This is a genomic window from Ferruginibacter sp. (genome assembly GCF_031391665.1).
Classification (GTDB): Bacteria; Bacteroidota; Bacteroidia; order Chitinophagales; family Chitinophagaceae; genus Ferruginibacter.
The window spans coordinates 34,070-58,656 of record NZ_JANMUN010000010.1; the positions used below are offsets into that span (position 1 = coordinate 34,070).

Consider the following 24,587-nt stretch of genomic DNA (forward strand, 5'->3'; position numbering starts at 1 on the left):
ATTGCTGTACGCCATTAAAACAATTTAAAAATCCAGCCTATAATCCTGCCAAACTTTCTTCAATTGCTTTTATCCGTGATAAGGCATCAGCTTTCTTTTTTTGTTCCAAGGCTAAAACTTCTGGTTTGGCATTAGCCGCAAATTTTTCGTTGCCTAATTTTTTTTCTACTGATAAGAGAAAGCCTTTTTGATGTTCGAGGTCTTTTATTAAATCATCTTTTTGGCTGCCGGTGTTTAAAGGTTGCTCCGATTCAACATAAAATTTATCATTACCAATTACAATTGCAATGGCATTATCAATTTTATCATTTACATACAAAACAGATTTAGCATTTAACTGTTTGGCTAAAATATTTTCTATGGTTCTGTACGTTTCATTATTTACTGTTTGTATGTGTAATTGAATTTGCTCCTTAGGTTTAATTTGATTTTTATTTCTTACATCACGTATGCCTGTGATAACATCCTTTAATAAATTTCCCTGTATTAAAATTTGTTTATCCGCATTTTTAAATGCTCCTAATTGCCTTATACATAAATCATCACTTCTCTCTTGCAGCAAATGATAAATTTCTTCTGTAACAAATGGCATATAAGGATGCAGCAACTGCATTAGCTCAGTAAAAAATTCAATTGTTTTTTTATAAACAGCTGCTTTAACCGGTTGTTCAAAACCCGGCTTCACCCATTCTAAATACCAACTGCAAAAGTCATCCCATATTAAACTGTAAATAGTTTTCAACGCTTCGCTCAATCGAAATTGTTTCATCAGTCCATCCACTTCTGATTTTACTTCGTTGAGTCTATTCTCAAACCAATCAATCGCAAAACTTTCAACTCTCAACTCTAAACTTTCAACTCTTGCCTCCCACATCTTCACCAGCTTCAACGCATTCCATAATTTATTATTAAAATTTCTGCCCTGCTCTAATGATGATTCATCAAACAACAAATCATTTCCTGCAGGCGAAGCAATCATAATTCCAAAACGTGTGGCATCAGCACCATACTGATCAATCAGCCCTAGCAAATCAGGAGAGTTGCCTAATTGCTTGCTCATTTTTCTGCCTTGTTTATCCCTTACCATACCGGTGAAATAAACGTCTTTAAAAGGCAATTCTTTTTTGTATTCATAACCCGACATTATCATTCTTGCCACCCAAAAGAAAATAATATCCTGGCCAGTAACCAATGTAGTGGTGGGATAATAATAATTAATTGCTGCATTGCCGGGATTGCTGATGCCTTTAAAAACTTCCATTGGCCACAACCAACTGCTGAACCAGGTATCTAATACATCTTCGTCCTGCTTAAGTTGAGCATTGGATATTGAATATTGAATATTGAACATTTCCTTTGCGTCATCTTCTGTTGCAGCAACCACAAACCTTCCTTCCGCATCGTACCAGGCCGGTATTTGCTGCCCCCACCAAAGCTGGCGGCTAATGCACCAATCTTTTATATTGCCCAGCCAATGGCTGTACGTATTTTTTAATTTTGGTGGATGAAATTGTATAGTATCATTCATCACCGATTCCAATGCCTCCGGGTTTCTCTGCATAAATTTCTGCATATCAATAAACCATTGCATAGAAAGCCTGCTTTCAATAACAGCACCTGTTCTTTCACTTGTTCCAACCTGCCCTTTATAGTCTTCTATTTTTTCAATTTGATCTAATACAGCAATATCTTCTGTAATTTTTTTACGCAATACAAAACGATCAATACCATTATAACTTAAAACCAATGCAGATGGATGATCATCCATTAATTCTGCTGTAGTAAATTTTCCTGTAGCATCTAAAGTATCAATGGCTTTTAAGTTATGCTTTAAGCCAAGCATATTATCATTCTTATCATGTGCCGGTGTAATTTTTAAAGCACCGGTACCAAAATCTGCAGTTACATATTCATCTGCAATTACAGGTATTTTTCTGTTGATGACAGGAACGATAACTTCTTTACCAATTAAACTGGTATATCTTTCATCAGCAGGATTTACACAAATAGCTACATCGCCTAAAATGGTTTCGGGCCGGGTGGTGGCCACCGTTATACTGCCGCTTCCATCAACTAAAAGATATTTTACATAATACAATTTTGAATCTACATCTTTAAAAATAACTTCTTCATCACTTAATGCAGTCTGGCTCACCGGATCCCAGTTTACCATTCTTTTACCCCGATAAATTAATCCTTTGCCGTACAGGTCAATAAAAACTTTTATTACCGCTTTGTAATAATCCTCATCCATTGTAAAGGATGTTCTGTTCCAGTCTAAACTGCAGCCCAGTTTTTTTAATTGCTGCAAAATAATGCCACCGTATTTTTCTTTCCATTCCCATGCATAACTTAAAAATTCTTCTCTTGTTAAAGATGATTTGGTAATGGCTCTTTCTCTTAACATCTGCACTACTTTTGCCTCAGTTGCAATTGAAGCATGATCGGTGCCGGGTACCCAGCAGGCATTCTTGCCTTCCATTCTGGCACGTCTTATCAAAATATCCTGTATGGTATTATTGAGACAATGGCCCATATGCAATACCCCTGTGACGTTTGGCGGGGGAATTACAACAGTGTATGCTTCCCTTTCATCGGGTGTGCTGTTAAAATATCCTTTATCTAAACAATGCTGGTACCATTTGGCATCAATAGCGGTGGGTTCAAAATTTTTACTGAGTTCCATTTTTCTTTTTCTTTTTCTACATTCAATATTTACAGGTTGCAAATGTACAAAAAAGCAAGGGAGGGACGAAGCCGTTGGCAAACCTATTATTATTGCAAGTTTATTACAGCAGATATAAATGTTTTATAAGTAATGCTTAGGTTCCAATACTCAAATAAAACCCTTCAATTAAAACTACGCATTAAATATTGTTGTTGCTTTTTACATTGTTAAAAAATATTATTGTGAACGTCTGTCTTATTACCTTTGCTGCTTAAACGATTTGTTTTTATGAAAGAAGTTTATATTATATCCGCAGTGCGTACGCCAATAGGCAGTTTTGGCGGGGCATTAAAAGATTTTAGCGCCACAAAATTGGGTGCAGTTGCCATTAAAGGCGCTATAGAAAAAGCAGGTGTAAAGCCTGAATTGGTGAATGATGTTTTGATGGGCTCTGTAATACAAGCCAATCTTGGCCAGGCTCCCGCAAGGCAGGCTGCTAAATTTGCCGGCTTACCAAACGAAGTAAATTGTACCACCATAAATAAAGTTTGTGCCAGCGGTATGAAAGCCATTGCACAGGCTGCACAAAGTATTTTATTAGGCGATGCAGATATTGTGGTTGCAGGTGGCATGGAAAGTATGAGTAATGTGCCTTTCTATTCAGAAAATTTACGCTGGGGTAATAAGTATGGTAATGTAAGCATGATTGATGGCCTTGCAAAAGATGGGTTGACGGATGCATATGATGGCAAAGCAATGGGTAACGCCGCAGAGCTTTGTGCAAGCACTTGTAATGTCAGCCGGCAAGATCAGGATGCATTTGCTATTGAAAGTTACAAACGCAGCCAGGCCGCAGTTAATGGCGGAAAATTTGACAATGAAATTGTGCCGGTAGAAATTCCGCAACGCAAAGGCGACCCGATTTTATTTAGTAAAGATGAAGAACCATTTAATGTAAAATTTGATAAGATACCCGATTTAAAAGGCGCATTTGTAAAAGATGGAACTGTTACTGCCGCCAATGCAAGTACGATGAATGATGGTGCTGCTGCTTTAGTTTTAATGAGTAAGGAAAAAGCAGATGAACTGGGATTAAAACCAATTGCAAAAATATTATCTTATGCTGATGCAGAACAGGCGCCGGAATGGTTTACCACCACACCAAGTTTAGCTGTACCAAAAGCAGTTGCCAAAGCTGGTTTAAAAATGGAAGACATTGCCTATTGGGAATTGAATGAAGCATTTGCTGTAGTGGGAATTGAAAACAGTAAACGCATGAAATTAGATCCTGCAAAAGTTAATGTAAATGGCGGCGCAGTTTCTATTGGGCATCCATTGGGTTGCAGTGGTGCCAGAATAATTGTTACACTGATTAATGTATTAAAACAAAATAACGCTAAGTATGGTGCTGCAGGAATTTGTAATGGAGGAGGAGGGGCAAGTGCAATGGTTATTGAAAATGTATAAAGAAAAAATTTATTGGTTATAAAAAATGTCCCGGCTAAGTGGGACATTTTTTTTGAACTTGAACATGTAAAACTTAATTCATTCAATCTTGTGGTTTAATTTAAAAATTGGGCGGTTTTATTAGATTGCTGGATTGGTTGGGTTTCTTAGGGATTGGGTTTGGCTTGTGTTGATTTTAATGTTTTGTTTTCCTTGGTTTAGTTTTCTTTTGGTAATTGTATGTTGTTTTCTTTGTTTTAATTCTTCTGTTGGATATCTGGATTTCTAAATACTTAACTGGTTAATTACAACACAAAGATGCAATACAATTGCACTCTTTTTAATATTTTTCGCTCAGAGATAACTTTCATCCGACGAATGGCCTTAATTAACCGATTTGGTTAGCGGGGCAGGATAAAATTCTTTTGTTTTATATTTTTAAAAGCAGAATCACATAAAATAAAAAATGTCCCGGCTAAGTGGGACATTTTTTTGAACTTGAACATGTAAAACTTAATTCATTCAATCTTGTGGTTACATTTTTAATTAGGTGGTTTTGCCGGATTGCTGGATTGGTTTTTTAAGGAGTTGGCTTGGTGGATAAATAATTTTTTGTTTTCCCTGGTTTAATTTTCTTTTGGGTAATTCTATTTTGTTTTCTTTGTTTTAATTCTTCTACTGGATATCTGGATTTCTAAATACTTAACTGGTTAATTACAACACAAAGATGCAATACAATTGCGCTCTTTTTAATATTATTCGTTGAGAGATAACTTTCTTCCGATGAATGACCTTAAATCTCCGTTTTGGTATATAAAGCCTGGTGTATAAGTATTTAAGATTGAACGCAAAGTGAGTTACGCATTTTAACCCCGGTATTATACAAAATAAAAAATGCCCCAGGTAAGGAGGACATTTCTTATTTGTTCATTTTAACTTGTAAAACTTAATTCATTCAATCTTGTGGTTTAAGTTTTAAATTAGGCGGTTTCCTTTGGAGGTTGGATTAGGCTAAGTTTTCGTCGGGATTTAAGCTTTTGTTTTCTTTGTTATTTAATTTTTTTAATAATAAGATTTCGTTTTCCTGGTTTAATTTTTCTGCTGGATATCTGGATCTTTAAATATTTAACTTGTTAATTACAACACAAAGATGCAGCAGATTTTTGCTTCTGCTGTTAGTTTTCGATAAAAGAAAGTATTTATCCGATGAAAGGACAAAATCATCGGTTGGGGGAAAATTAATGGCAGGTTAAACTACATTTATCCTGCTCATTACTTCCGATTTAAAAGACTTGCTTATGGGTATTACTTTACCTTCTATTACTAAACTATTGTCCTGAATATCTTTTATTTTTTGGAGATTTACAATGTAGGAGCGGTGTACTTTCATGAAATTTGTACTGCTCATTTTTTCTTCCACTGCTTTAAGTGTACTCAGGGTTACATAATTTTTTGTAATGGTAAAATATTTTACATAATCACCTAAACTTTCTATGTATAAAATTTCCTGAAAATTAAGTCTGGTTAATTTTCCGTCCGCTTTTATAAAAATTTCTTCAAGGTTAATAGCAGGTATTTTTAAAACAGGCTCTAATCTTTTTTCAATTAACGATTCGGTAATTTTAGTAATCGCTTCCTGAAAACGGCTGAAGGTTATAGGCTTTTTTAAAAAATCGGTAACGCCATACTCAAAAGCATTAAAAGCATAATCGGTTTTTGAAGTAGTAAGAATTACTTTGGGCATGTACGATAACTGATCCAGTAGCTGAAAGCCGCTAACATTGGGCATTTCTACATCCAAAAATAAAATATCGATTTCATTTTTTTGTAAATAATCCAACGCCGTTACGCCGTCTTCAAATGCGCCGGATACCAGGAGGTTGCCATTTTTTTCGCAATAGCGCTCTAAAAAATTTCTGGCCATTGGCTCATCATCAACAATAATTACTTTCAGTTTCATAAGATTGGGATTAAGTTTTCATTCGTTCAAGTTCGTGTTGTACCACAGGAATTATTTCCGCCAAACTATTTTTAAACTCCTGGTACAGATTTTTAACCTTATTTAAATCGCCTTCATTGTCACATATACTTTCAATTGCAGCGGCCTTAGTACTAATTGTGGTTAAACCCACATAGCTAAAAGTTGGCTTTACCTTATGCACTTTTTGCCTGAAACCTTTAATATCACCAGCTATAAAATCTTCCTCTATTTCTTTAAGCTGCTGCGGATACTTATTTAAAAAAAAATCAAAACTCATTACCGCATTTTCAATGTCATCTTCATATAAACTACGTAAAAATCCGGTATCCAGCCTTGGGTCAAATTCAAATATTTTACTTTCCATCTGGTTATTTTGGGTTTTCTAACAGGGGCTACATACAGTAACGAACAAATCATCAAAATAATATGTGCAGGGCAAATCATTTTTCACTGTTCAAACAGGGCTTGTATTCAATAAATCGCATAATTAAGCGTTATATAATACGATACTTTAAATCCAACTCAATTTTGTCCTCCGTTTCTAATTCAAATATTGCCGCTGTATTCTTAAAATACAATGCTGAAAATAAGCATCAATCCAGGGAAAATGGATTCGCTCTGGCTAGTGCATTATTTATAGTGGCGGCAATGATATTGGCTTTATGCATAATTTTTTTCAACAATACATTACTAAGTAACCTCTTTATATTTTTCATTATCGTTACGGTAATTTTATCTTCCCTGCTGGCCAGGTATATTTTTGCAGGATTTGCTTCTAAAATTCAAATAAAAGAAAAATTAAATTACAGCCAGGCATTTTTTCAATCTACCCTTGATGCCTGTATTATTTTTGATAAAGAAACCAAAGAAATTATTGAATGTAACAAACGTGCCGTTGCACTTTTTGATGTGGCCGATGAGATTAGTATAAAAGGCCTTTACCTTTCTCAATTAATGATACGCTACCTTAGCGACCACAGCAGTAATTTAGAATTGTTGATGAATGATATACCCAATGACTGGCATGGCGAAGCAAATTTTAGAACACAACGCAAAACAGAGTTTGAAGCTTATGTAAGCAGTATAACTTATTTTAATAACGAAAAAGAATATCAGTTATTAATGATAAGAGATATCAGCAGTTTTAAAATGGCGGGTAAAGAATTGGCCTCCAGCAAAGAAAAGTTTGAAAATTCTTCGAAAGTTAAAACACGTTTTTTGGCAGGTATGAGCCACGAATTAAGAACGCCTTTGAATGGTATTATTGGTACAGCAAATTTAATATTGGCAGAAAAAAATCTTTCCGACACCATTAAATCGCAAGTTAATCTACAGCTATACTCATCGGAACACATGCTGAGTATTATTAACGACATTTTAGATTACAGTAAGATTGATGAAGGAAAAATGGAGGTTAATAACCAATCATTTAATTTATTAAAAGCGCTACAGGCTGTTGTACAATTTTTTGAAAGCCAGTTTGAGAAAAGAAATATAGAACTGGTTTTTAAACATGGCCCTCAACTTAAAAATATTAATATAATAAGTGATGAAGTTAAATTAAGGCAGGTACTTAATAATCTTATATCGAATGCTTTAAAATTTACTATACAGGGCAAGGTTACATTAACTGTTTTAATTGATGATGAAACCACTGATGAAGTTTCCATATCTTTTATAATAAAAGATACTGGCATCGGTATAAAAAAAGAACAACAGGTTGAAATTTTTGAAAGTTTTGCACAGGTACATGCTAATGATTTAAAAAGAAGATTTGGAGGCACGGGGCTTGGGCTTACCATAAGTGAAAAATTGGTAAACTTATTTGGGGGAACTATTGTAGTGGAAAGCGACCTCGGCCATGGTGCAAGCTTTGGCTTTACACTTTTGTTTAAAAAAGATTTAAAACTGCAACAGCAAATAATAAATGTAGAAAATTACACATCGCCGGCAGATATACGTGGTGTAAGAATTTTAGTGGTAGAGGATAATGAAATTAACGCCTCTGTTTTAAATATGTTTTTAAAAAAGTGGGGGATAAGAACAAAAGAAGCCGGCAATGGTTTACATGCCATAGAATTACTAAAATATCATCAGTTCGATTTAATTTTAATGGACCTTGAAATGCCGGAGATGAATGGCTATGCGGCCACAAAAATTATAAGAGACACCGATGCTTCAATTCCTATTATAGCTTTTACCGCCACTTTGCTGGATGATATGGATAACCTGATTGCAAAAGAAGGTTTTAACGATTATATTTTAAAACCTTTCAGGCCTGCCGATTTAAAAAGCATTATTGAAAAATTTGCGCCTAATAGAAAAATAGAATACGTTTAATAAGTGTTTTCTTCATTTCTTTAATGTAGTGCTCCTGGCAAAATAAATTGCTTCCTTACTATTTTTTAGCATCTTCCCTACAGTTTCAATAACAATTTGCTCATCTGCCCCCGATAGAATAAATTTGCAATCTTTATAAATAACAAGTACAGTTTTATGGATACTATTTAAAACTGTTTAACCAATAAACGAATTAACCAATTAACCAATAAATAATTATGCGTCAAATAGCATTAAGGGAAGCATTAAGGGAAGCCATGCAGGAAGAAATGAGGAGAGACGAAACCGTTTTTTTAATGGGAGAGGAAGTGGCAGAATACAACGGAGCTTATAAAGTAAGCCAGGGAATGCTGGATGAATTTGGAGAAAAAAGAATTATTGATACCCCAATTGCTGAGCTTGGTTTTGCTGGTATAGCCGTTGGCGCTGCTCAAAATGGCCTTCGCCCCATTGTGGAGTTTATGACCTGGAACTTTGCGGTATTACCTTTAGATCAAATTTTAAATACGGCTTCTAAAATGCTGGCAATGAGTGGCGGACAGGTTGGGTGTCCCATCGTTTTTCGTGGCCCGGGTGGAAGTGCAGGCCAACTTGGTGCTCAACATTCTACCGCTTTTGAATCTTTATATGCAAATATTCCCGGGTTAAAAGTTATAAGTGTAGCAACACCTTACGAGGCAAAAGGATTATTAAAAGCTGCCATTCGTGACGATGATCCGGTTATTTTTATGGAATGTGAAGTTGGCTATGGCGATAAAGGCGATGTACCCGAGGAAGAATATGTTTTGCCCATTGGTAAAGCATTTATAAAAAGAGAAGGTAAAGATGTAACGATTGTTTCTTTTAATAAGATGATGAAAGTTGCACTTGGTGCAGCAGAAGAATTAGCTAAAGAAGGTATTGAAGCAGAAGTAATTGATTTGGCAACCATTCGTCCTTTAGACTGGTTTACAATTTTAGAGAGCGTTAAAAAAACTAACCGCTTAGTAATTGTAGAAGAGCAATGGCCATTTGCCTCTGTATCTTCCGAAATTTGTTACCGCATACAAAAAGAAGGTTTTGATTATTTAGATGCTCCCATACGCAGAATAACTTCGGCAGATGCCCCGATGCACTATGCACCTAATTTAGTGGCTGCTTATTTACCAGATGTACCCCGTACAGTAAAACTGGTAAAGGAAGTAATGTATTTGAAAAAATAAAAAATATAATTTTTTGGTATGATATTGGCAGGGTAACCCAAAAACGGGTTACCCTTTTATTTTATGAAGAAAATATTATTATTTACCATAGCAGCATTTATTGTTTGTGCCTCACAGGCTCAAAAATTAAATGTAACGGTGTTTGGCGGTTTTAGTAATTACCAGGGAGATCTGCAGGATAAACGATTTACTTTAAATCAATCTCACCCGGCTTTTGGCGCTGGTCTTTTATATGATATTACTGATAAATTTGGCGTTAGGGCCAATGTTACTTTTGGTAAATTAAGTGGCGATGATAAACAAAATGTAAAAAACGCTGTTCGTAATTTAAGTTTCTCTTCCCCCATAACTGATGTACATCTTGGTTTAGAATACAGTTTTTTAAGTTTATATGAGCATAGTTTTACGCCTTATGTATTTGCAGGGGTAAGCTATTTTAAATTCAATCCATCTACAAAAGATTCATCGGGCCGTAAAGTGTATTTACAACCTTTAAGTACCGAAGGCCAGGGTTTTTACCAGGGCAGAAAAAAATATAACTTAGGGCAATTCGCCATTCCATTTGGCGGAGGTGTAAAATTTGCCTTCAGCGATAATGTTCGTTTGGCTTTTGAAATTGGTTTAAGAAAAACCAGTACCGATTATTTAGATGATGTAAGCAACACTTATATTGATCAGAATACTTTATTAGCCAACCGTGGCCAGCAGGCTGTTGATTTAGCTTTTCGTGGCGGAGAATTAAAAACAGGCCTTACTTATCCTGCCGATGGCAGCCAGCGTGGCAGTGTAAAAAATAAAGACTGGTATTATTTTTCAGGACTAAATCTTAGTATTAGATTAAATGGTAATGGTGGTTCTGGCGGTGGCAAATCAAAAACCGGTTGCCCGACTAATTTTTAATTTTACTGCTTTACGTAAGCTTTTCCTTACCAGATAATAACTTTTGCTTTTCGCACAGAAAGCAATTTTTGCAGCTTCTCTCCTTTTATTTGCCTGACAGGTTAAAATAATCATTAGAATTACTGGATTATACCTGCTACTACATTTGGAGTATTTGGATTTTTAAAAAAAATCTATACATTTGAGCCATGCCTTATAACACCCATCTAAAATCATGCATTTATTTTTGTATTGTATGCCTGCTTTTTTCATGTGCAGGTTTAAAACCATCACAGATAAATGCTGTTGAAAAATATACTGCTGTTACTAAAGGTATAACTGCAATTCCTCCTGATGTGTATAACAGGGTTTACCAGCTTCGGTCGCAAACGCAAACGCTGCAGCTAAGCGGTGTTATTGCCACCAACGAATCTGCACCGGAAAGTATAGAAGCATTGCAATTAGATTTAAACGATAAACTTAAGTTTTTAGATTTGGTTGATTCATTTGCTTACGCTTACAGGATAGTAGGCAAATATGCCGACCTTGTTCATTGCTTAATAAGCGAATCTTATTTAAAAGATTTTACAAAAAATAAAAATCAATGGCAATCATCGTTTGATGGATTGGTAAAAACTTATAATGCTGCTTGTGCCAAACGTATTCCATCACCAACAAAAATACCGCCTTCGGTGGGCAGCATTGCTGCTAATATTATTAAAGAACTGGGTTCAGCAAAAATAAAATCGTTACAAAAAAAATATCTTAGTGCGGCTATAAGTACAGCCCGTAAGCCTTTTGAAGGCATTTGCGATGATTTTTTAAATACCGATATCCCTAAAATACAAAAAGAATTAACAGCTTTGCCAATTTTTATAAATGAAAATTATAAAGACTTTTTAAATAATTTAAAAGCATACGAGTTAAAACAGGGCAACAGCCCTTACAATTATTACAAATTGTATTTACCTATTTATTTAAACTGGCAGGTGCAGTTAAGGGAATTAAATGCATTGGTTAACCAGCTTCAGGTATGCATACTTAATTTACGCAATTCTTACGGCGTATTAGAAAATTATGTAAGCTCAGTAAAAGTTGATAAAGATATCCCGGCAGAATTAATTCAATTAGAAAACGAATACTTTTCCCTGCTAAATACCATTGCTAAATTTTCGGAAGCAAGAGAAAGACTATTTAAAATAACTTACTAAAAATAAAAATTAAAACCCACAATTATGTTGCAGGATAATTTTAAATTTAAATACCGGCCTGTTATTTTTTTTATTTTATTTTATCTGGTGATGCAGTCTTGCGATAGCAGCGATAAAAGTAAAAGTACCACTTCAAACGACGAACATGCGGCAAATGATACAATAAACTATACAATTAACCCTGCAGAGAAAGTGCCCTTAAATAAATTTACACCTGCAGATGAAGTAGAAAAAGCAGAGCGACAAAAAATGATTTTAATGCAAATTGATTCTACGTATGCAGCAATTGGATTGTTAGATGAGGTAAAAAAAGAAATGACAGATTTGTCGCCTGCCGAACTTACGGTAGCCGAAAGAAATAAAAAATCGAAAACAATTTTCCATATCAATATTATTCAAAACGAATTAACAAGGGCTGTTGATGCTTCTATTTTGGCAAACCTGCGTATTAAAACAGATGAACTTGCAGGCATCAGCAATGAGCTGGAAAAAAACGTAAGCCATTTGCAAACAGTAGCACAAAAATTAAATAAAGCCACTCAATGCATCGGCAGGCTTACCAATATTCTGGCAATGGGTTTAAGCAAAGGATGGATAAAACCTTTTACCCCCAAAAATGCTTCTGTAACCACTGTAAAATCTACTGTAAACTAATTTTTTATTTTGTGTAAAGTATTAATGCTGCTGATTAAAGCCGCCAGTTCTTTGTGCGTATTTAATCTTTTATCTATAGCTTCTAAAACGTATTTAGAAATTACCCAGTTCATTGCGTATCTCATGGAATCATTCTTTATGTACAGGGAAATCCTATTGTAATGCATATTATCATCATAAAAATTACTGAGGTAATTTTTTAGCCTCAAATCGTTTACTGATGTTTGCGTATCATAAGCGCCCAGTAAAGTTTTAAATGGCGCTGCTAAATCATTCATTAATGGATTAACTGCTTTTAAAGTAACATCATCAAAATTTTCATTGGTTATGTGTATTACTTCAAACTCAAATTTATTTTTATTTTTAATAGACGTATCTGCAGCAATAATTTTTTGCAGGTTAAAAATCATTTCAAAAACAACACCGGCTCCGGAATTATCAAAATATCCCCCATCAACAAAGTAATTAGGCTCAGTAGCACAGGTATCACATTTTTTATAATCAATTCTTCCGGCGGGGCTTAAATACGGAAAGCTGGCACCCAAAACAATCCCAGTACTTAATTTCATATCCTCTTCTTTTTTCAGCATACTTAAAACATCAATACGGCCATTAAAAACTGAGTCGGAAATTTTTATATTACTTATTACACCGGGGTTGCCATCCTGCATACGGGTGGTATTAATGCATAGCACAGGTAAATTATATTGTGTATTCTTTTGTGTAATGATATTTGAAAACGGAATACCAAGACTATCGTATAAAAAGTTTTTACTCCCTGCCGCTTTTTCTATGGAAAGCGACAGGGCTGAAGCCCTGTCATTTACATTGTACAGTGTTACCAGGTTTCTAAAAACATCCGGCCCTAATGTACGTGCAAGTGTGTAAGTTAAAAAATCGGATTTTAAATAACTGGATGATGCCTGCCAGCATGGATTTATAGCAGTATTATTTTTTAATAAATTTTCTTTACTCCTTAATACCGAAAAAAAAGTTGCATTGCCCACACTACCGCCCGATGCACCACTTAAACAAAATAAATGATTAGAGAATGCCCCATTGGTTTCATCCTCCAATTTAGAAAGCGCAGATGCCGTCCAGTAACCCGAACGTGATGCACCGCCGTTTGCCATAACAAAATAAATGGGTATTTTTTTCACACCGGTATCTGCAAGCATTTGTTGCCGTGCAGGGTTATTTACCCATTGATAAAAATATTCTTTAAGTGTTTGCCTGTCTTCAAACTTAATACCGGTTTCATTTTTAACCAATCTTGTATAATGCGGCTCCACATAGTACCCAATAATGAAAGATAATGTTAAAAGCAACAGGTGAAAATTAAAACGGATAATAATTGATACAATAGTAATCATATTCCCAATTGCCAATAATACACCAAACGCCAAAAATAAAAACGGAAAAGTACCCATCCATGTAGAAAATTGTACAGATAGTATTGTAGTAAGATATACCCCAAAACCAATTATACCAATTGAAGTAAACGCCTGAAAATATCTTTTATCTTCATTGTCTGTTACAAGGCGCAACAATTTTTTCAATACACTCACTTTTTTATTCTCAAACTCATATAACTGCGTATCTAACGATGAGTAGTAACCTTTGGCATCAATAATATTTCTACGGGTTAGTACAAAAATTATAAAAGCTACCTGGTAAAAAAGCAGTAAAATAATTAAGCCCCAAATCCATTTGGTTAAAATAATTGCTACTGTAAATAAAATTATTGTGGCATAGTTGACGAACCTTACCCGGTTCCAGTAAAGTAGTTGCTTTTGTTTGGACAAATTGGGTTTGTCCAGCACCCGGTTCCAAAATTGATACACTACAAAATACCAGCTGAAACTTAAAAATAATAACAGGTAACAAATGTTTCGTGAAAGTTTTGGCGTATGAGGATAGGAGAGTTGAAAAAAAGCAAGAATAACAATGGTGATACAGGTAAAAGCTAAGATTCGTGGGCCTTGTACCCTTAGAGTTTGCCACATTAAATGCTTATCACTGTCCTGCAATTCTTTTGCTTTTGCAACAAGGCGTGATGAGTACCATGTAGTAACTACCCAAAACACAAGCGCTAAAAGAAACAAACCAAAAACTTTTCTGTTTTCCAGTGTTATAATCATAAGGTCTTTGCCCTGGTTCAACGTCCAAAAAGCCAGGTACGTAAAAACTATAAAAATTATTGCAGGAAAAAAAAGCCAGGCAGCCCTTACAAAATACCGCCAAAAGTCACCCACAAATAAATCTCTGTAATGCAAAACTTTTTTGCCTTTATCAGGAATCATAATTTAATTTTTTAAAAATATTTTTATTTTATTCCTGATTACTTTTAAAGCCATTGGCAGATGTTATATTTTCCTTTACAGAATGGTTAACGATAACAGCATCATTAATTTCTTTTGTGTTTTTATAATTAATTTTTTGCTGCTGTGTGTTTTTAACAAAAACAGTGTTTAAACCCCTGCTTTTAAAGAAAAGAAAAATGCCGCCAGCAATTACAGCAAAGCCCAGGTATTTTAAAATGTTGCTCATGCCACCGCTGGCAACAGGAGCAGTGTAAGTTAAAATTGCTTTGCCAAAATTGTCATTCTCAACTTTTGAATTTGTTGCAGATTTGGGTAAATTTATCTTTAATGTTTGTGATGCTTCTTTATCCACTAACACAAATTGGTTATCGGATATTTTGGTAATATCCGGATTTTTTGTATCAAGGTCGGCAATCCACTTGCCGTTTTCGTCTAATTTAAGCGAACCCTGCACTGTAAATTTTACAGTAGATTTCCTGTCCTCTTCGCCACTTTTACTATCCATATTAAAATCTACAATCTGGTATTTTGGAAACTGTCTTTTAATGGTGTTTTTCATTATAGAGGGCTCTAGTGCTTTTGACTGTTTCATATAATCCCAGTATGCAGCACTGTACTTGGTAACCGCTGTAATCTGAATGTCCCCTTTTTCATCGGCAGTCATTTCCATAGTGCTGCTGTACCCTTTATCTGCCTGTTGGGCATAACTATTTACAGCGAAGCAAATTGTAATAAATACAACCGTGTAATATTTTAAGTTTTTTATTTTCATGATAATAAGTTTAAAATAATGTGCTTATTTTATTGAATTGAGTTGAGTATTTTAAGCAGCGTTTGCTGGTGTGTTGTACCTGTATTTGCATTGGCTCCTGCCGCAATACCTGCTACGCCATTGCCGGTTGCTTTAAACGCTGCAACCCAATTTAAAGTAACCCCACCGCTATTGCCTGTTTGTCCATTAAAAATAGTGTAACCGTTTGCTTGACCTGTTATCTGGTACTGAAGACCATAACCATATGGAGCCATTGATTGGTTTATTGCATCCAAAGCCTGAGCAGGTTGGTTAAAACCCGGAAAACTGTATACCTGAACATTAGCAGATCTGGAACCATTGCTGATAACATATTTGCATTGTGGCATATAACCTTGTCTTGATATCATTTTCCAGCTTGCCGGGTAAGCAAAAGTTACCACACCCTGAAATAAATTGTAACCATTGGGTACATTAGCGCCACTGCCGCCACCATCGTTTCCACCACCGCCATCATTTCCGCCACCTCCTTCATTACCACCGCCCCCGCCAGATGATGATGGGGAGCCGCCACCCTGTACGGTTTGTGCTATTTGAGCTGAACCTGCTTCAAATGAATTCGCTATCTCATCAATTTTCTGCCTTAAATAAGTATCGTCTTTTAATTCCATTGCCACAGCTCCTTCTTTTATTGCTGTTATTACATGCAATACATCGTACCGGCCATCTCCGGCATTTCTTCCTGCCTGCCATTTTTCCAGATTTTTCCGCCCTGCTTCGTATGCCTGATCGGGGCTCATTACACCACCAATACCTTCGCCACCTATACCTGTACTTTCAATTGCATAAAATTGATTGTTCAATAAAAATCCCGGATAGGCATGGCCTGGTGCCAAAAATATCAACGCCTCTAAGCCAGCACAGTGTAAGATGCTTGCATAAAGAATGGCCAGCTCAATGCACAAACCTGTTTTGCCTGTTATCACCTCACGGGGCAGCCTTATACTCTGCACAATAGAGCTTACATCTTTTTCCGGCACGCCGCTGGTACCGCTGTAAACCATGTGTGCCTTTGCAGTGGCATAATAAATACCTTTTAAAAAACGAATACATTCCTGCTCGCCCTTTTCATTGGTAATTTCTCCTTTCAATACTTTTTCCTGTATTTTTTGGGTAAAGTATTTTATTATAGGGTCATTAGGGGTAACCATGCAGGAAAGCAGCGGTGCATTATCAAACCAGTCGCTGGGGGTACGCATTTCATCAGCTGGCACAAAACTGTACATAAATTCATTTCTGCCTTTTACACTTATAGAAAAACTTTCTTCTTTAGTTTTAATATTACTGCCTTTAAGAAGTATTTTAACAGTCTCCTTTGAGTCCGTCATTTTTTCCACAATTTTTTCAGGAAAGCTGGGGTAACAGTTTACCACCACCGTCTGGCCAGGCTGTATTAAAGGGATTTTTTCTGCAAGCGTTTGTTCAATATAATTGCTCACACTGTATAATACCTCCACATTTTTTGCATCAACACTGCTGGTGTTTTTAACCACCATTTTAAAAAGGCTGTACTTGCCCTCCAGCGCATCGCTGTTAGCATATACTTTGTAAACAGACGGCATAATAACCGGGGGCTTGGATATTTCAATTTCTAAAGTGGCGGGGGATATAAGCCCCATAATGGGTTTATTAAATGCCATTAATAAACCAGCGCCAACCAAAATAACAGGGAGGAATTTTTTCATTGCATAAATTTTTGGTTAAAAGTTAAGGTAAATCCAGTGTCAATATAAAATTAAAAAACCAATTATACAATACTCCAAATTGAGTATATTACTTATACACCGTCAAATAGTTGTTTTAAACATCTACAACTATTGTTGAAATTAACATACTGCAAATAACTTATTTGCTATATTTGGTTTGATAAAAACCAGTAAAATGAAATTCTATTTATTTATTTTTTTACCGGCAATATTTTTATTTACTGCCTGCAGTAATAAAGAAAAAACAGTTACCACAGTTGGTGCAGATGGTACCATTACTGAAACAGCCTTGCCTAAAGGGAAATTTATTATAGATGATGAAACGGCATTTACTAACCTTCCGCAAGACCCAACCACTCTAAACGGTACTGGCGGACAAGATACCACGACCATCATACCTGCTGTTAAACAAGACCCCAAAGCTAACCTGAAACGCAGGTACAAGAACCTTTTAGTATTTCATGCAAAAGATACCATGAAAATAAATAAGGCCTATATAGCCAAACTTATTTTAGGTAAGGACCAGATATTGAGTACAATTAAAGAAGAAGTATTAAAAAATTCCGGTTCGGCTAAAGATGAAGTAGTAGAAGATACTACCGTTGATATTGGCAGCAAAATGAAGGCAGAGCTAACACCTCTAAATGATGGAGCAGGTAAAGGGTTTGAGATTGAACCTATAGGATCGGCTATTCAAAGTATCAATGATAAAAGAAAAAAAGCCATTTGGACATGGAAAATTACCCCCTTAACTGCCGGAGAGCAGCACTTGGTTTTATCTATCAATATAATAGAAAAAGAAGATGAGATGGTAAACCTGCCCACTAAAGATATACCTATAGTAATTTTTGCAGAACCGGAAAGTATGATGAACAAAGTGGCCGGGTTTTTTGAAAAAAATTATCAATGGTTACTTGCCACACTTCTTATTCCACTTTTTATGGGCTGGTATAATGCACGTATGCGCCATAAGTTTGATAAAAAAATGGTTGAGAGCCGTTTTCCAAACGAAAAACCACCAACATTGCCCAATAACCAACCTGTACAATCAGTAAACACTCCAAAAAATAACGAAAGCAACAGTTAATTTAATGCAACAATATTGCCCCTCATCTGTTTTACATTTACATAAATAAAACAGATGGCCTACAAATCGCTGGAAGAATGTTTACTGGATCTGGAAAAAAGTAATCAGCTTATTAGAATTAAGGAAGAAGTCGATCCTTATTTAGAAATGGCAGCTATTCACCTTCGTGTGTATGAAGCTGGTGGCCCGGCTTTATTATTTGAAAATGTAAAAGGGAGTACGTTCAGAACTGCATCAAATATTTTTGGTACGTTGGAGAGAAGTAAATTTATTTTCAGGGATACACTGCCAACAGTTCAGCAACTCATCGAATTAAAAAACGATCCGGTTAATGCCATAAAACATCCTATCAATAATTTTAATGCAGGACTGGCAGCTTTAAAAGCATTGCCTTTAAAAAATCCAATCAATAAACCTGTATTATTTCAAGAAATAAAAATTACAGACATTCCACAAATTCAACATTGGAAAATGGATGGGGGCGCATTTGTTACATTGCCGCAGGTTTATACAGAAGATATAGATAAGCCCGGAATAATGAATGCAAACCTGGGCATGTACCGCATCCAACTTTCAGGAAATAGTTATGAACCAAATAAAGAAATTGGTTTGCATTACCAGTTGCACCGGGGTATTGGTGTGCATCAAACTAAAGCCAATAAAAAAGGGCTGCCATTAAAAGTTAGTGTGTTTGTTGGCGGACCACCAAGCCATAGTGTTGCGGCAGTTATGCCACTGCCCGAAGGTATTAGTGAAATGACTTTTGCAGGCGTATTAGGCAACCGCCGTTTCCGTTACGTTTATAAAGATGGCTATTGCCTGAGTACCGATGCTGATTTTGTAATAACTGGTGAGGTTTTTCCTAACGAAAATAAACCTGAAGGCCCGTTTGGAGATCACTTAGGATATTACAGTTTGCAACACGATTTTCCTTTGATGAAAGTGCATAAAGTGTATGCCAAAAAAAATGCCATCTGGCCATTTACTGTTGTTGGCCGTCCGCCTCAGGAAGATACCAGCTTTGGGCAACTGATACACGAAATGACAGGCAGTGCTTTGCAAACAGAAATACCCGGTTTAAAAGAAGTGCATGCTGTTGATGCGGCTGGTGTGCATCCGCTTTTACTTGCTATCGGCAGCGAACGTTACACACCTTACACGCCAACAAAACAACCGGCAGAAATTTTAACTATTTCCAATCATATTTTAGGCACCGGACAATTAAGCCTTGCAAAATTTTTATTTATTACTGCTGATGACACCAATAAATTATCGGCAAATAATATTGAAAACTATTTCAACTTTTTTTTAGAAAGAATTAATTTAACGAGAGATATTCATTTTTACACCAACACTACAATTGATACTTTAGTTTATTCGGGTACCGGATTAAACAGCGGCAGCAAAGTTGTATTGGCGGCTTATGGCGAAAAAATAAGGGAGCTTGCAACTACAGTTCCTGATTGTTTAAATAATGTAAATGGATTTGAAAATGCAAAGTTGGTATTGCCGGGTGTTGTTGCATTACAAACTAAAAAATTCAGCAATTATACAACTGCCTTAAATGAAATGCAAATACTCAATGATCAATGTTCAAAATTCAATGAGCAACTTAGTGGCATTGCGATTATTGTGATTGCTGATGATGCAAGTTTTGTAAGCGGTACTTTAAATAATTATTTATGGGTAACCTTTACCCGTTGCAATCCTTCGCATGATATGTATGGTATTAACAGCTTTACCATAAATAAACACTGGGGTTGCAATGGCCCGTTAGTTTTTGATGCAAGGATAAAACCACACCATGCACCACCTGTTGAAAAAGATGCAGCAACAGAAAAAAAGATTGACAGATTATTTGAAAAGGGTGGGAGCCTGCACGGTATTTTATAATTTCTTTATTACAATTTTTTCGGTGTATTCTGCCATTACCTCGTTAAAGAATTTTTTTGTGTCTAAAAATTTAGCAGCAGGAATTTTATATTCTATTAGTTCCAGCTTTGCAGTAGTGGTAATAGTTTTTTTATTTTCATCATAAACATAGTTACTTTTAAAGCTGCCGTATTCAAATTTTATTTCTTTAGTTTTAGGCAAAGTCTCTAACCCAAAACCTTCGGGTAATTTATAAATGGTAGTATCGGTTTTAATAAATGGGTGTTGAAAATAAAAATCCTGTGTACGGTTTTCTGCTTTTGGTAAAGCATAACTCCACATTTTATAAATACGTGGGTTTAAAAATTGTTTGTTACCTGCAGTAAACTCTGGTATTTTTTCAAAAATCATTTGTAGTTTTACCGGAGATTGTTTGTTATCCTTTTCGTAACTTAATTCAAAATCATCGGGCTGAAGAAAACCTAAATCGTTCACCAAAAATTTCTTTTGCTCATCTTTTTTCTGATCAAAAATGTAATGCAAAAAATCCTGTTTGTATTCGCCGGTTGTTTTAAGTTCAATTGTTGCATTGCCCGATCCATCATCCTTTAAATTAACCGTTGTAATACTGACAAAACAATTTTCAGCCGCTTTACTTTTGGGAGTAGCTACCAACTTTCCTCCATCTTCGGTTATTAATAATGCATTTCGGTTTTCGGTAAAGCTGCCCAGTACTGCAAAATCGTTGGTGGTGCTGGTACATTCCAGCCAAACAGAATCATTATTTACCGGCACACAAATAATTACATGATTAAAACTGTTGTGTGGAAAATCGGGGTCAACAGGTGCTTTATTGTAGGAGGCATTAATAAGGGCCTGGTAACTTTTTAAGCCAACTGCCTGTAAACATGCCTGCATGTAATTGCTTAACGCTTTACAATCACCATATTTTTTTTTATCAACAAAGTCGGCGGTAAATGGTTTAAAGCCACCAATGCCCAATTGAATACTTACATACCTGAAATTGTTTTGCAGGTAGGTGTAAAGTGTTTTTATTTTTTCTTTATCATCGCTAATATCTTTAACCATATTTTTGAAAAATACTTTCCTGTCTTCGGTAAGATTAATGGCATCTTTTGCAAGTGTACCATACCATTTTCCAAAATTTTGCCAGCTGCTCATATCGCCTTCATAACCATCCAGCTCAAATTTATTTGGCGAAATTAATATTTTGGGATAACGGCTTTCCCTGCTTACACTGCCACTTTCATATTCTAATGCCGGTAAATTATTTACTGTCCAGGTATAAATTTTATTTTTTGCATCGTTTGTAATTACAGGTGCAATGGGGGTATTCTTTGTTTTAAAACGCATATCAAGTTCTGGTGGAATTTTAACAGAAAATACCGCATGCTCAACAGATTGTTCGGGCAACTGCACTTCAAAATCGGGATAATCGAGAATTCCGGTATACTTAAGTTCGTAATCAATTTGTATGGTAACAGGGTAGCCCGGCATTGCAGGATTTATATAATATACTTTTCCATCGGGTACTAAACCTTCACCTGTAGCCTGTTTAGTTAAATCTGATTTAGAATATTTACGAACTGATTTTCCTTTACTGTCAAAAATTTGTATTGACACTTCTTCAAGCGATTGAAACTTATCCGAAAATTCATAAAATAACAATTCGTCTTTGCCGGCTTCATTTAAAACAGTTATAACCTTGTGTACATTGTAATAAGCCTTATCAATTGCTTTTACTTCAAACTCAATACGTTCATCTCTCTTTACGGAGTAAGCATTTTTTTTCATTACCTCTGTTATGGAACTAACATCGTAATTACCCTGTTGAGCATAAGAATGTATAAGTATGAAAGACAATACCAGCGTACAAAATATTTTCATCATAGGGTTATTTCTTTTTTATTACAATTTGCTCATTTAGTTTTGCAAATAATTTTTTATAAAATTCTTTAAACACCGGGTAGTTTGCTGCTGCATAAAAAGAGCGTTTAAATTCCAGTGTTATTCTTACATTCAATAAGTTTTCGTCGGCCTGTACAGAACGGGTAAATATAATACTGGTGTCGGGCATTATCATCGAAATATTTTCGGGCAGTACATCAAAAACATAATCCTGGGGAATTGAATAATTACCAAAAATGATATAATCCTGCTGAAAACCAAAATCAATGTCAGCAATGCGTTCATCAGCTACAAAAGGATTTTTATCTAAATCGGCAAAAAGATTAACTGTAAAATATTTGTAATTGCCCGAACTGTTTAATACCGAACTGAATTTTACTTTTTGTTCCAGCGGCAATGAATCAGCTTCAGCATTATTTACTGTAAAATCCTCAATTTTTAAAGCAGTTCCGGCGTTGCTAAAATAATTCTGTTTAAACTCTTCTTTATTTTTTTGCCAAATTTCGCAGCGCTGTTTTCTTGCGTAATCATTACAATTAACTAAGCAGGTTCCTTTCATTATTCCTGCAGAATCAATTTCTCCCTGCACAGCAGCCATCACTTTGTATTTGTATTTACCTGCCAGTACATCTTTCCAACGGCCATTCTCACCTTCTATTAAAAAACCTTTTGTATTTACAATTTGTTCTGGTATTAATTTATAATTAGAAATTTTATCGGTGGCATCCAGCACAAAATATTTTTCTCTAACCTGTACATAAGCCATAACACTATTAAACTGATTTAAAAATGGATAATAAGGTGTTACCAAACCATGATCCCTGGTGCTGAACAGCATTGGTAAGGCTTTTAGGCCAGCTTCCGATAATAATTTTACCAGTAACAAATTAATATCGGCAACATTGCCGGTTTTTGTTTCCCAGGTTTTTGTTATCCCATTCTCAGTATAGATATAATAATCTTCCCCATTCCAGCTAATATTTTTCCTTACTTGGTTAAAAATAAATTTCATTTTATTTTCTTCATCATTTATCCTTTTGGCTTCTTCAATAATTGATGCTGCTCCGGGTATATTTTTTTCCAGTTGCTTTCCAAAGTTATCATGTTTAAGCAGGTCTTTAATAACATCGCTCCATTTTAAACGCAGATCTTCAGTGTTGCCATTACCATAGTCTATCTGCGATAATTGAAATTCCAGCCGCTGCATATAATCTTTGGGCGAGCCCATAAAAGGTTCATCTTTAATGCCCGGCAGATTACGCATTATATAATTACTTTTTACAGATTTGGTTTCTACAAAACCATTATCTACCGAAATTCTTTCATCAATTACTTCCTGTTTATCTTCTATAGGGTCAATTACCGACGGCTGTACAGAAAAACGAAATATCTGCGGAATTTTCATCTGGTATTCGCTGTATTTTACGGGTATGCGGCCCTGAAAAAACCAGTCTCTCAGCTGCCCCATAGTTTCACGCTGCATGGTATAGCGGTATTCAATTATGCTGCCTACTTTTACTTCAGGAAAAGCAATGATCATTTCGGAATAATCTGCATCAATTTTTTTTGGGTAAATAGAATTCTTTTTAACCTCGGTACTTATTACGTTGCCGGTTGCATCAATATTATAAGTATATGCTGTAAGCCTTAAAAATTTTTCATCGTTATTTCGGCTGTAGTACGGGATTTTTACGTCGGCTTCAGACAATCCTTTTTCTTTTAAAATTTTTATACGGGTGCGTTTTTCAAATACGGTTTTAAATAACGAAAATCCAGCTGTACCCCTGTCGTAATAAGTATTTCCCCAGTCAATTAATTTTACAGCAATGGCCCCTTTATCAAAATCGCAATCTTTCATTTCCAGATCAGCTTTATCTACTTTACCAAATGCAGGAATTTCTTTTTGTGCAAATGCAATGGCAGCAGTTGAAATAATAAGTAGAAAAAGTATATATTTTTTCATAAAATTGGCAGAGCCCTTATTGTCTTATTTTTTTTGAAATACAAATTGTTCATTCATCAACTCAAACATCTTTTTATAAAATTCTTTAAAATAATCATAATCAGCATAGCTGTAAAAAGGCTGATTAAACTGAAGTGTCATTCTTGTGGAAAGTAAATTGTCTGTTACACTTGAAACTCTTGAAAAAACAATGCTGGTATCGGGCATTATCATTTTTATATTTTTGGGTAATTCATCAAACTTGCAGTTTGCCGGAATTTCAAAATTACTTGTCATTATATATTGCTGGTTGGCACCAAAAAATATATCCGAAAAACGTTCATCAGCAATAAAAGGGTTTTTATCAAACCCCGAAAAAAGGTTAATGGAAAAATAATTATAATTTCCTGATGAACTTATTTTTTTTTCGAATTTAAGTTCCTGAATAAGTGGAAGGGTATCGGTTTCTTCATTAGTAAGTATAAGGCTGTCAATTTTTATATCTTCATTATTTTTACTTAACCATGTTTGAGTA

At 35.3% G+C, this 24,587-nt stretch carries 17 protein-coding genes; 8 read left to right on the forward strand and 9 right to left on the reverse strand.

Annotated elements, in window-relative coordinates; all coding sequences use genetic code 11:
• Positions 1 to 37: 37 nt before the first annotated feature.
• Positions 38 to 2,686, reverse strand: coding sequence for a valine--tRNA ligase (locus ACY651_RS00790; protein ID WP_462248710.1), 2,649 nt, complete (start codon positions 2,684 to 2,686; stop codon positions 38 to 40).
• 270 nt (positions 2,687 to 2,956) lie between these two features.
• Between ACY651_RS00790 and ACY651_RS00795 the strand changes: the two genes are divergently transcribed.
• Positions 2,957 to 4,135 (forward strand): acetyl-CoA C-acyltransferase, encoded by a 1,179-nt coding sequence (locus ACY651_RS00795; RefSeq protein WP_462248712.1) that lies wholly within the window; start codon positions 2,957 to 2,959, stop codon positions 4,133 to 4,135.
• Positions 4,136 to 5,363: 1,228 nt separating this feature from the next.
• On the opposite strand, the gene ACY651_RS00800 is transcribed toward ACY651_RS00795, so the two are convergent.
• Both ACY651_RS00800 and ACY651_RS00805 read right to left on the reverse strand, forming a co-directional pair.
• A complete protein-coding gene (locus ACY651_RS00800) occupies positions 5,364 to 6,074 on the reverse strand; it encodes a LytR/AlgR family response regulator transcription factor (protein ID WP_462248714.1) in 711 nt (236 codons plus the stop codon).
• 10 nt (positions 6,075 to 6,084) lie between these two features.
• Positions 6,085 to 6,459, reverse strand: coding sequence for an Hpt domain-containing protein (locus ACY651_RS00805; RefSeq protein WP_462248716.1), 375 nt, complete (start codon positions 6,457 to 6,459; stop codon positions 6,085 to 6,087).
• Between the two features lie 284 nt (positions 6,460 to 6,743).
• On the opposite strand from ACY651_RS00805, the gene ACY651_RS00810 reads away from it, so the two are divergent.
• From ACY651_RS00810 to ACY651_RS00830, 5 genes are all read left to right on the forward strand, one after another.
• Positions 6,744 to 8,435, forward strand: a complete 1,692-nt coding sequence (locus ACY651_RS00810) for a response regulator (protein WP_462248718.1) — start codon at positions 6,744 to 6,746, stop codon at positions 8,433 to 8,435.
• A 218-nt stretch (positions 8,436 to 8,653) separates the two neighbouring features.
• A complete protein-coding gene (locus tag ACY651_RS00815) occupies positions 8,654 to 9,637 on the forward strand; it encodes a pyruvate dehydrogenase complex E1 component subunit beta (protein WP_462248720.1) in 984 nt (327 codons plus the stop codon).
• Positions 9,638 to 9,700: 63 nt separating this feature from the next.
• Complete coding sequence (gene porG, locus ACY651_RS00820) at positions 9,701 to 10,537, forward strand: type IX secretion system protein PorG (RefSeq protein ID WP_462248722.1); 837 nt, start codon at positions 9,701 to 9,703, stop codon at positions 10,535 to 10,537.
• Positions 10,538 to 10,725: 188 nt separating this feature from the next.
• The gene (locus ACY651_RS00825; protein WP_462248724.1) at positions 10,726 to 11,727 is read left to right on the forward strand and encodes a hypothetical protein; all 1,002 of its coding nucleotides are present in this window, start codon (positions 10,726 to 10,728) and stop codon (positions 11,725 to 11,727) included.
• 24 nt (positions 11,728 to 11,751) lie between these two features.
• Entirely contained in the window at positions 11,752 to 12,381 is a 630-nt protein-coding gene (locus ACY651_RS00830) for a hypothetical protein (RefSeq protein ID WP_462248726.1), read from the forward strand.
• Here the strand turns inward: ACY651_RS00830 and ACY651_RS00835 are convergent.
• Genes ACY651_RS00835 through ACY651_RS00845 form a run of 3 tightly spaced genes read right to left on the reverse strand, consistent with a single transcriptional unit; the run spans position 12,378 to position 17,201 of the window.
• On the reverse strand, positions 12,378 to 14,684 hold the full coding sequence (locus tag ACY651_RS00835; protein ID WP_462248728.1) for a hypothetical protein: 2,307 nt from the start codon (positions 14,682 to 14,684) through the stop codon (positions 12,378 to 12,380). The two genes, ACY651_RS00830 and ACY651_RS00835, sit on opposite strands and share 4 nt — an antisense overlap.
• A 28-nt stretch (positions 14,685 to 14,712) precedes the next feature.
• Entirely contained in the window at positions 14,713 to 15,477 is a 765-nt protein-coding gene (locus tag ACY651_RS00840) for a hypothetical protein (protein ID WP_462248730.1), read from the reverse strand.
• 29 nt (positions 15,478 to 15,506) lie between these two features.
• On the reverse strand, positions 15,507 to 17,201 hold the full coding sequence (locus ACY651_RS00845; protein ID WP_462248732.1) for a hypothetical protein: 1,695 nt from the start codon (positions 17,199 to 17,201) through the stop codon (positions 15,507 to 15,509).
• 196 nt (positions 17,202 to 17,397) lie between these two features.
• Between ACY651_RS00845 and ACY651_RS00850 the strand changes: the two genes are divergently transcribed.
• Positions 17,398 to 18,309 (forward strand): hypothetical protein, encoded by a 912-nt coding sequence (locus ACY651_RS00850; RefSeq protein ID WP_462248734.1) that lies wholly within the window; start codon positions 17,398 to 17,400, stop codon positions 18,307 to 18,309.
• 54 nt (positions 18,310 to 18,363) lie between these two features.
• Positions 18,364 to 20,202, forward strand: a complete 1,839-nt coding sequence (locus ACY651_RS00855) for a UbiD family decarboxylase (protein WP_462248736.1) — start codon at positions 18,364 to 18,366, stop codon at positions 20,200 to 20,202.
• Here the strand turns inward: ACY651_RS00855 and ACY651_RS00860 are convergent.
• The 3 genes from ACY651_RS00860 to ACY651_RS00870 form a co-directional block, all read right to left on the reverse strand.
• The gene (locus ACY651_RS00860) at positions 20,197 to 22,092 is read right to left on the reverse strand and encodes a DUF3857 domain-containing protein (protein ID WP_462248738.1); all 1,896 of its coding nucleotides are present in this window, start codon (positions 22,090 to 22,092) and stop codon (positions 20,197 to 20,199) included. The two genes, ACY651_RS00855 and ACY651_RS00860, sit on opposite strands and share 6 nt — an antisense overlap.
• Positions 22,093 to 22,096: 4 nt before the next feature.
• Entirely contained in the window at positions 22,097 to 24,073 is a 1,977-nt protein-coding gene (locus ACY651_RS00865; protein ID WP_462248740.1) for a DUF3857 domain-containing protein, read from the reverse strand.
• A gap of 24 nt (positions 24,074 to 24,097) precedes the next feature.
• Positions 24,098 to 24,587 (reverse strand): hypothetical protein (locus ACY651_RS00870; protein WP_462248742.1); only part of this gene is annotated, 490 nt, incomplete at its 5' end.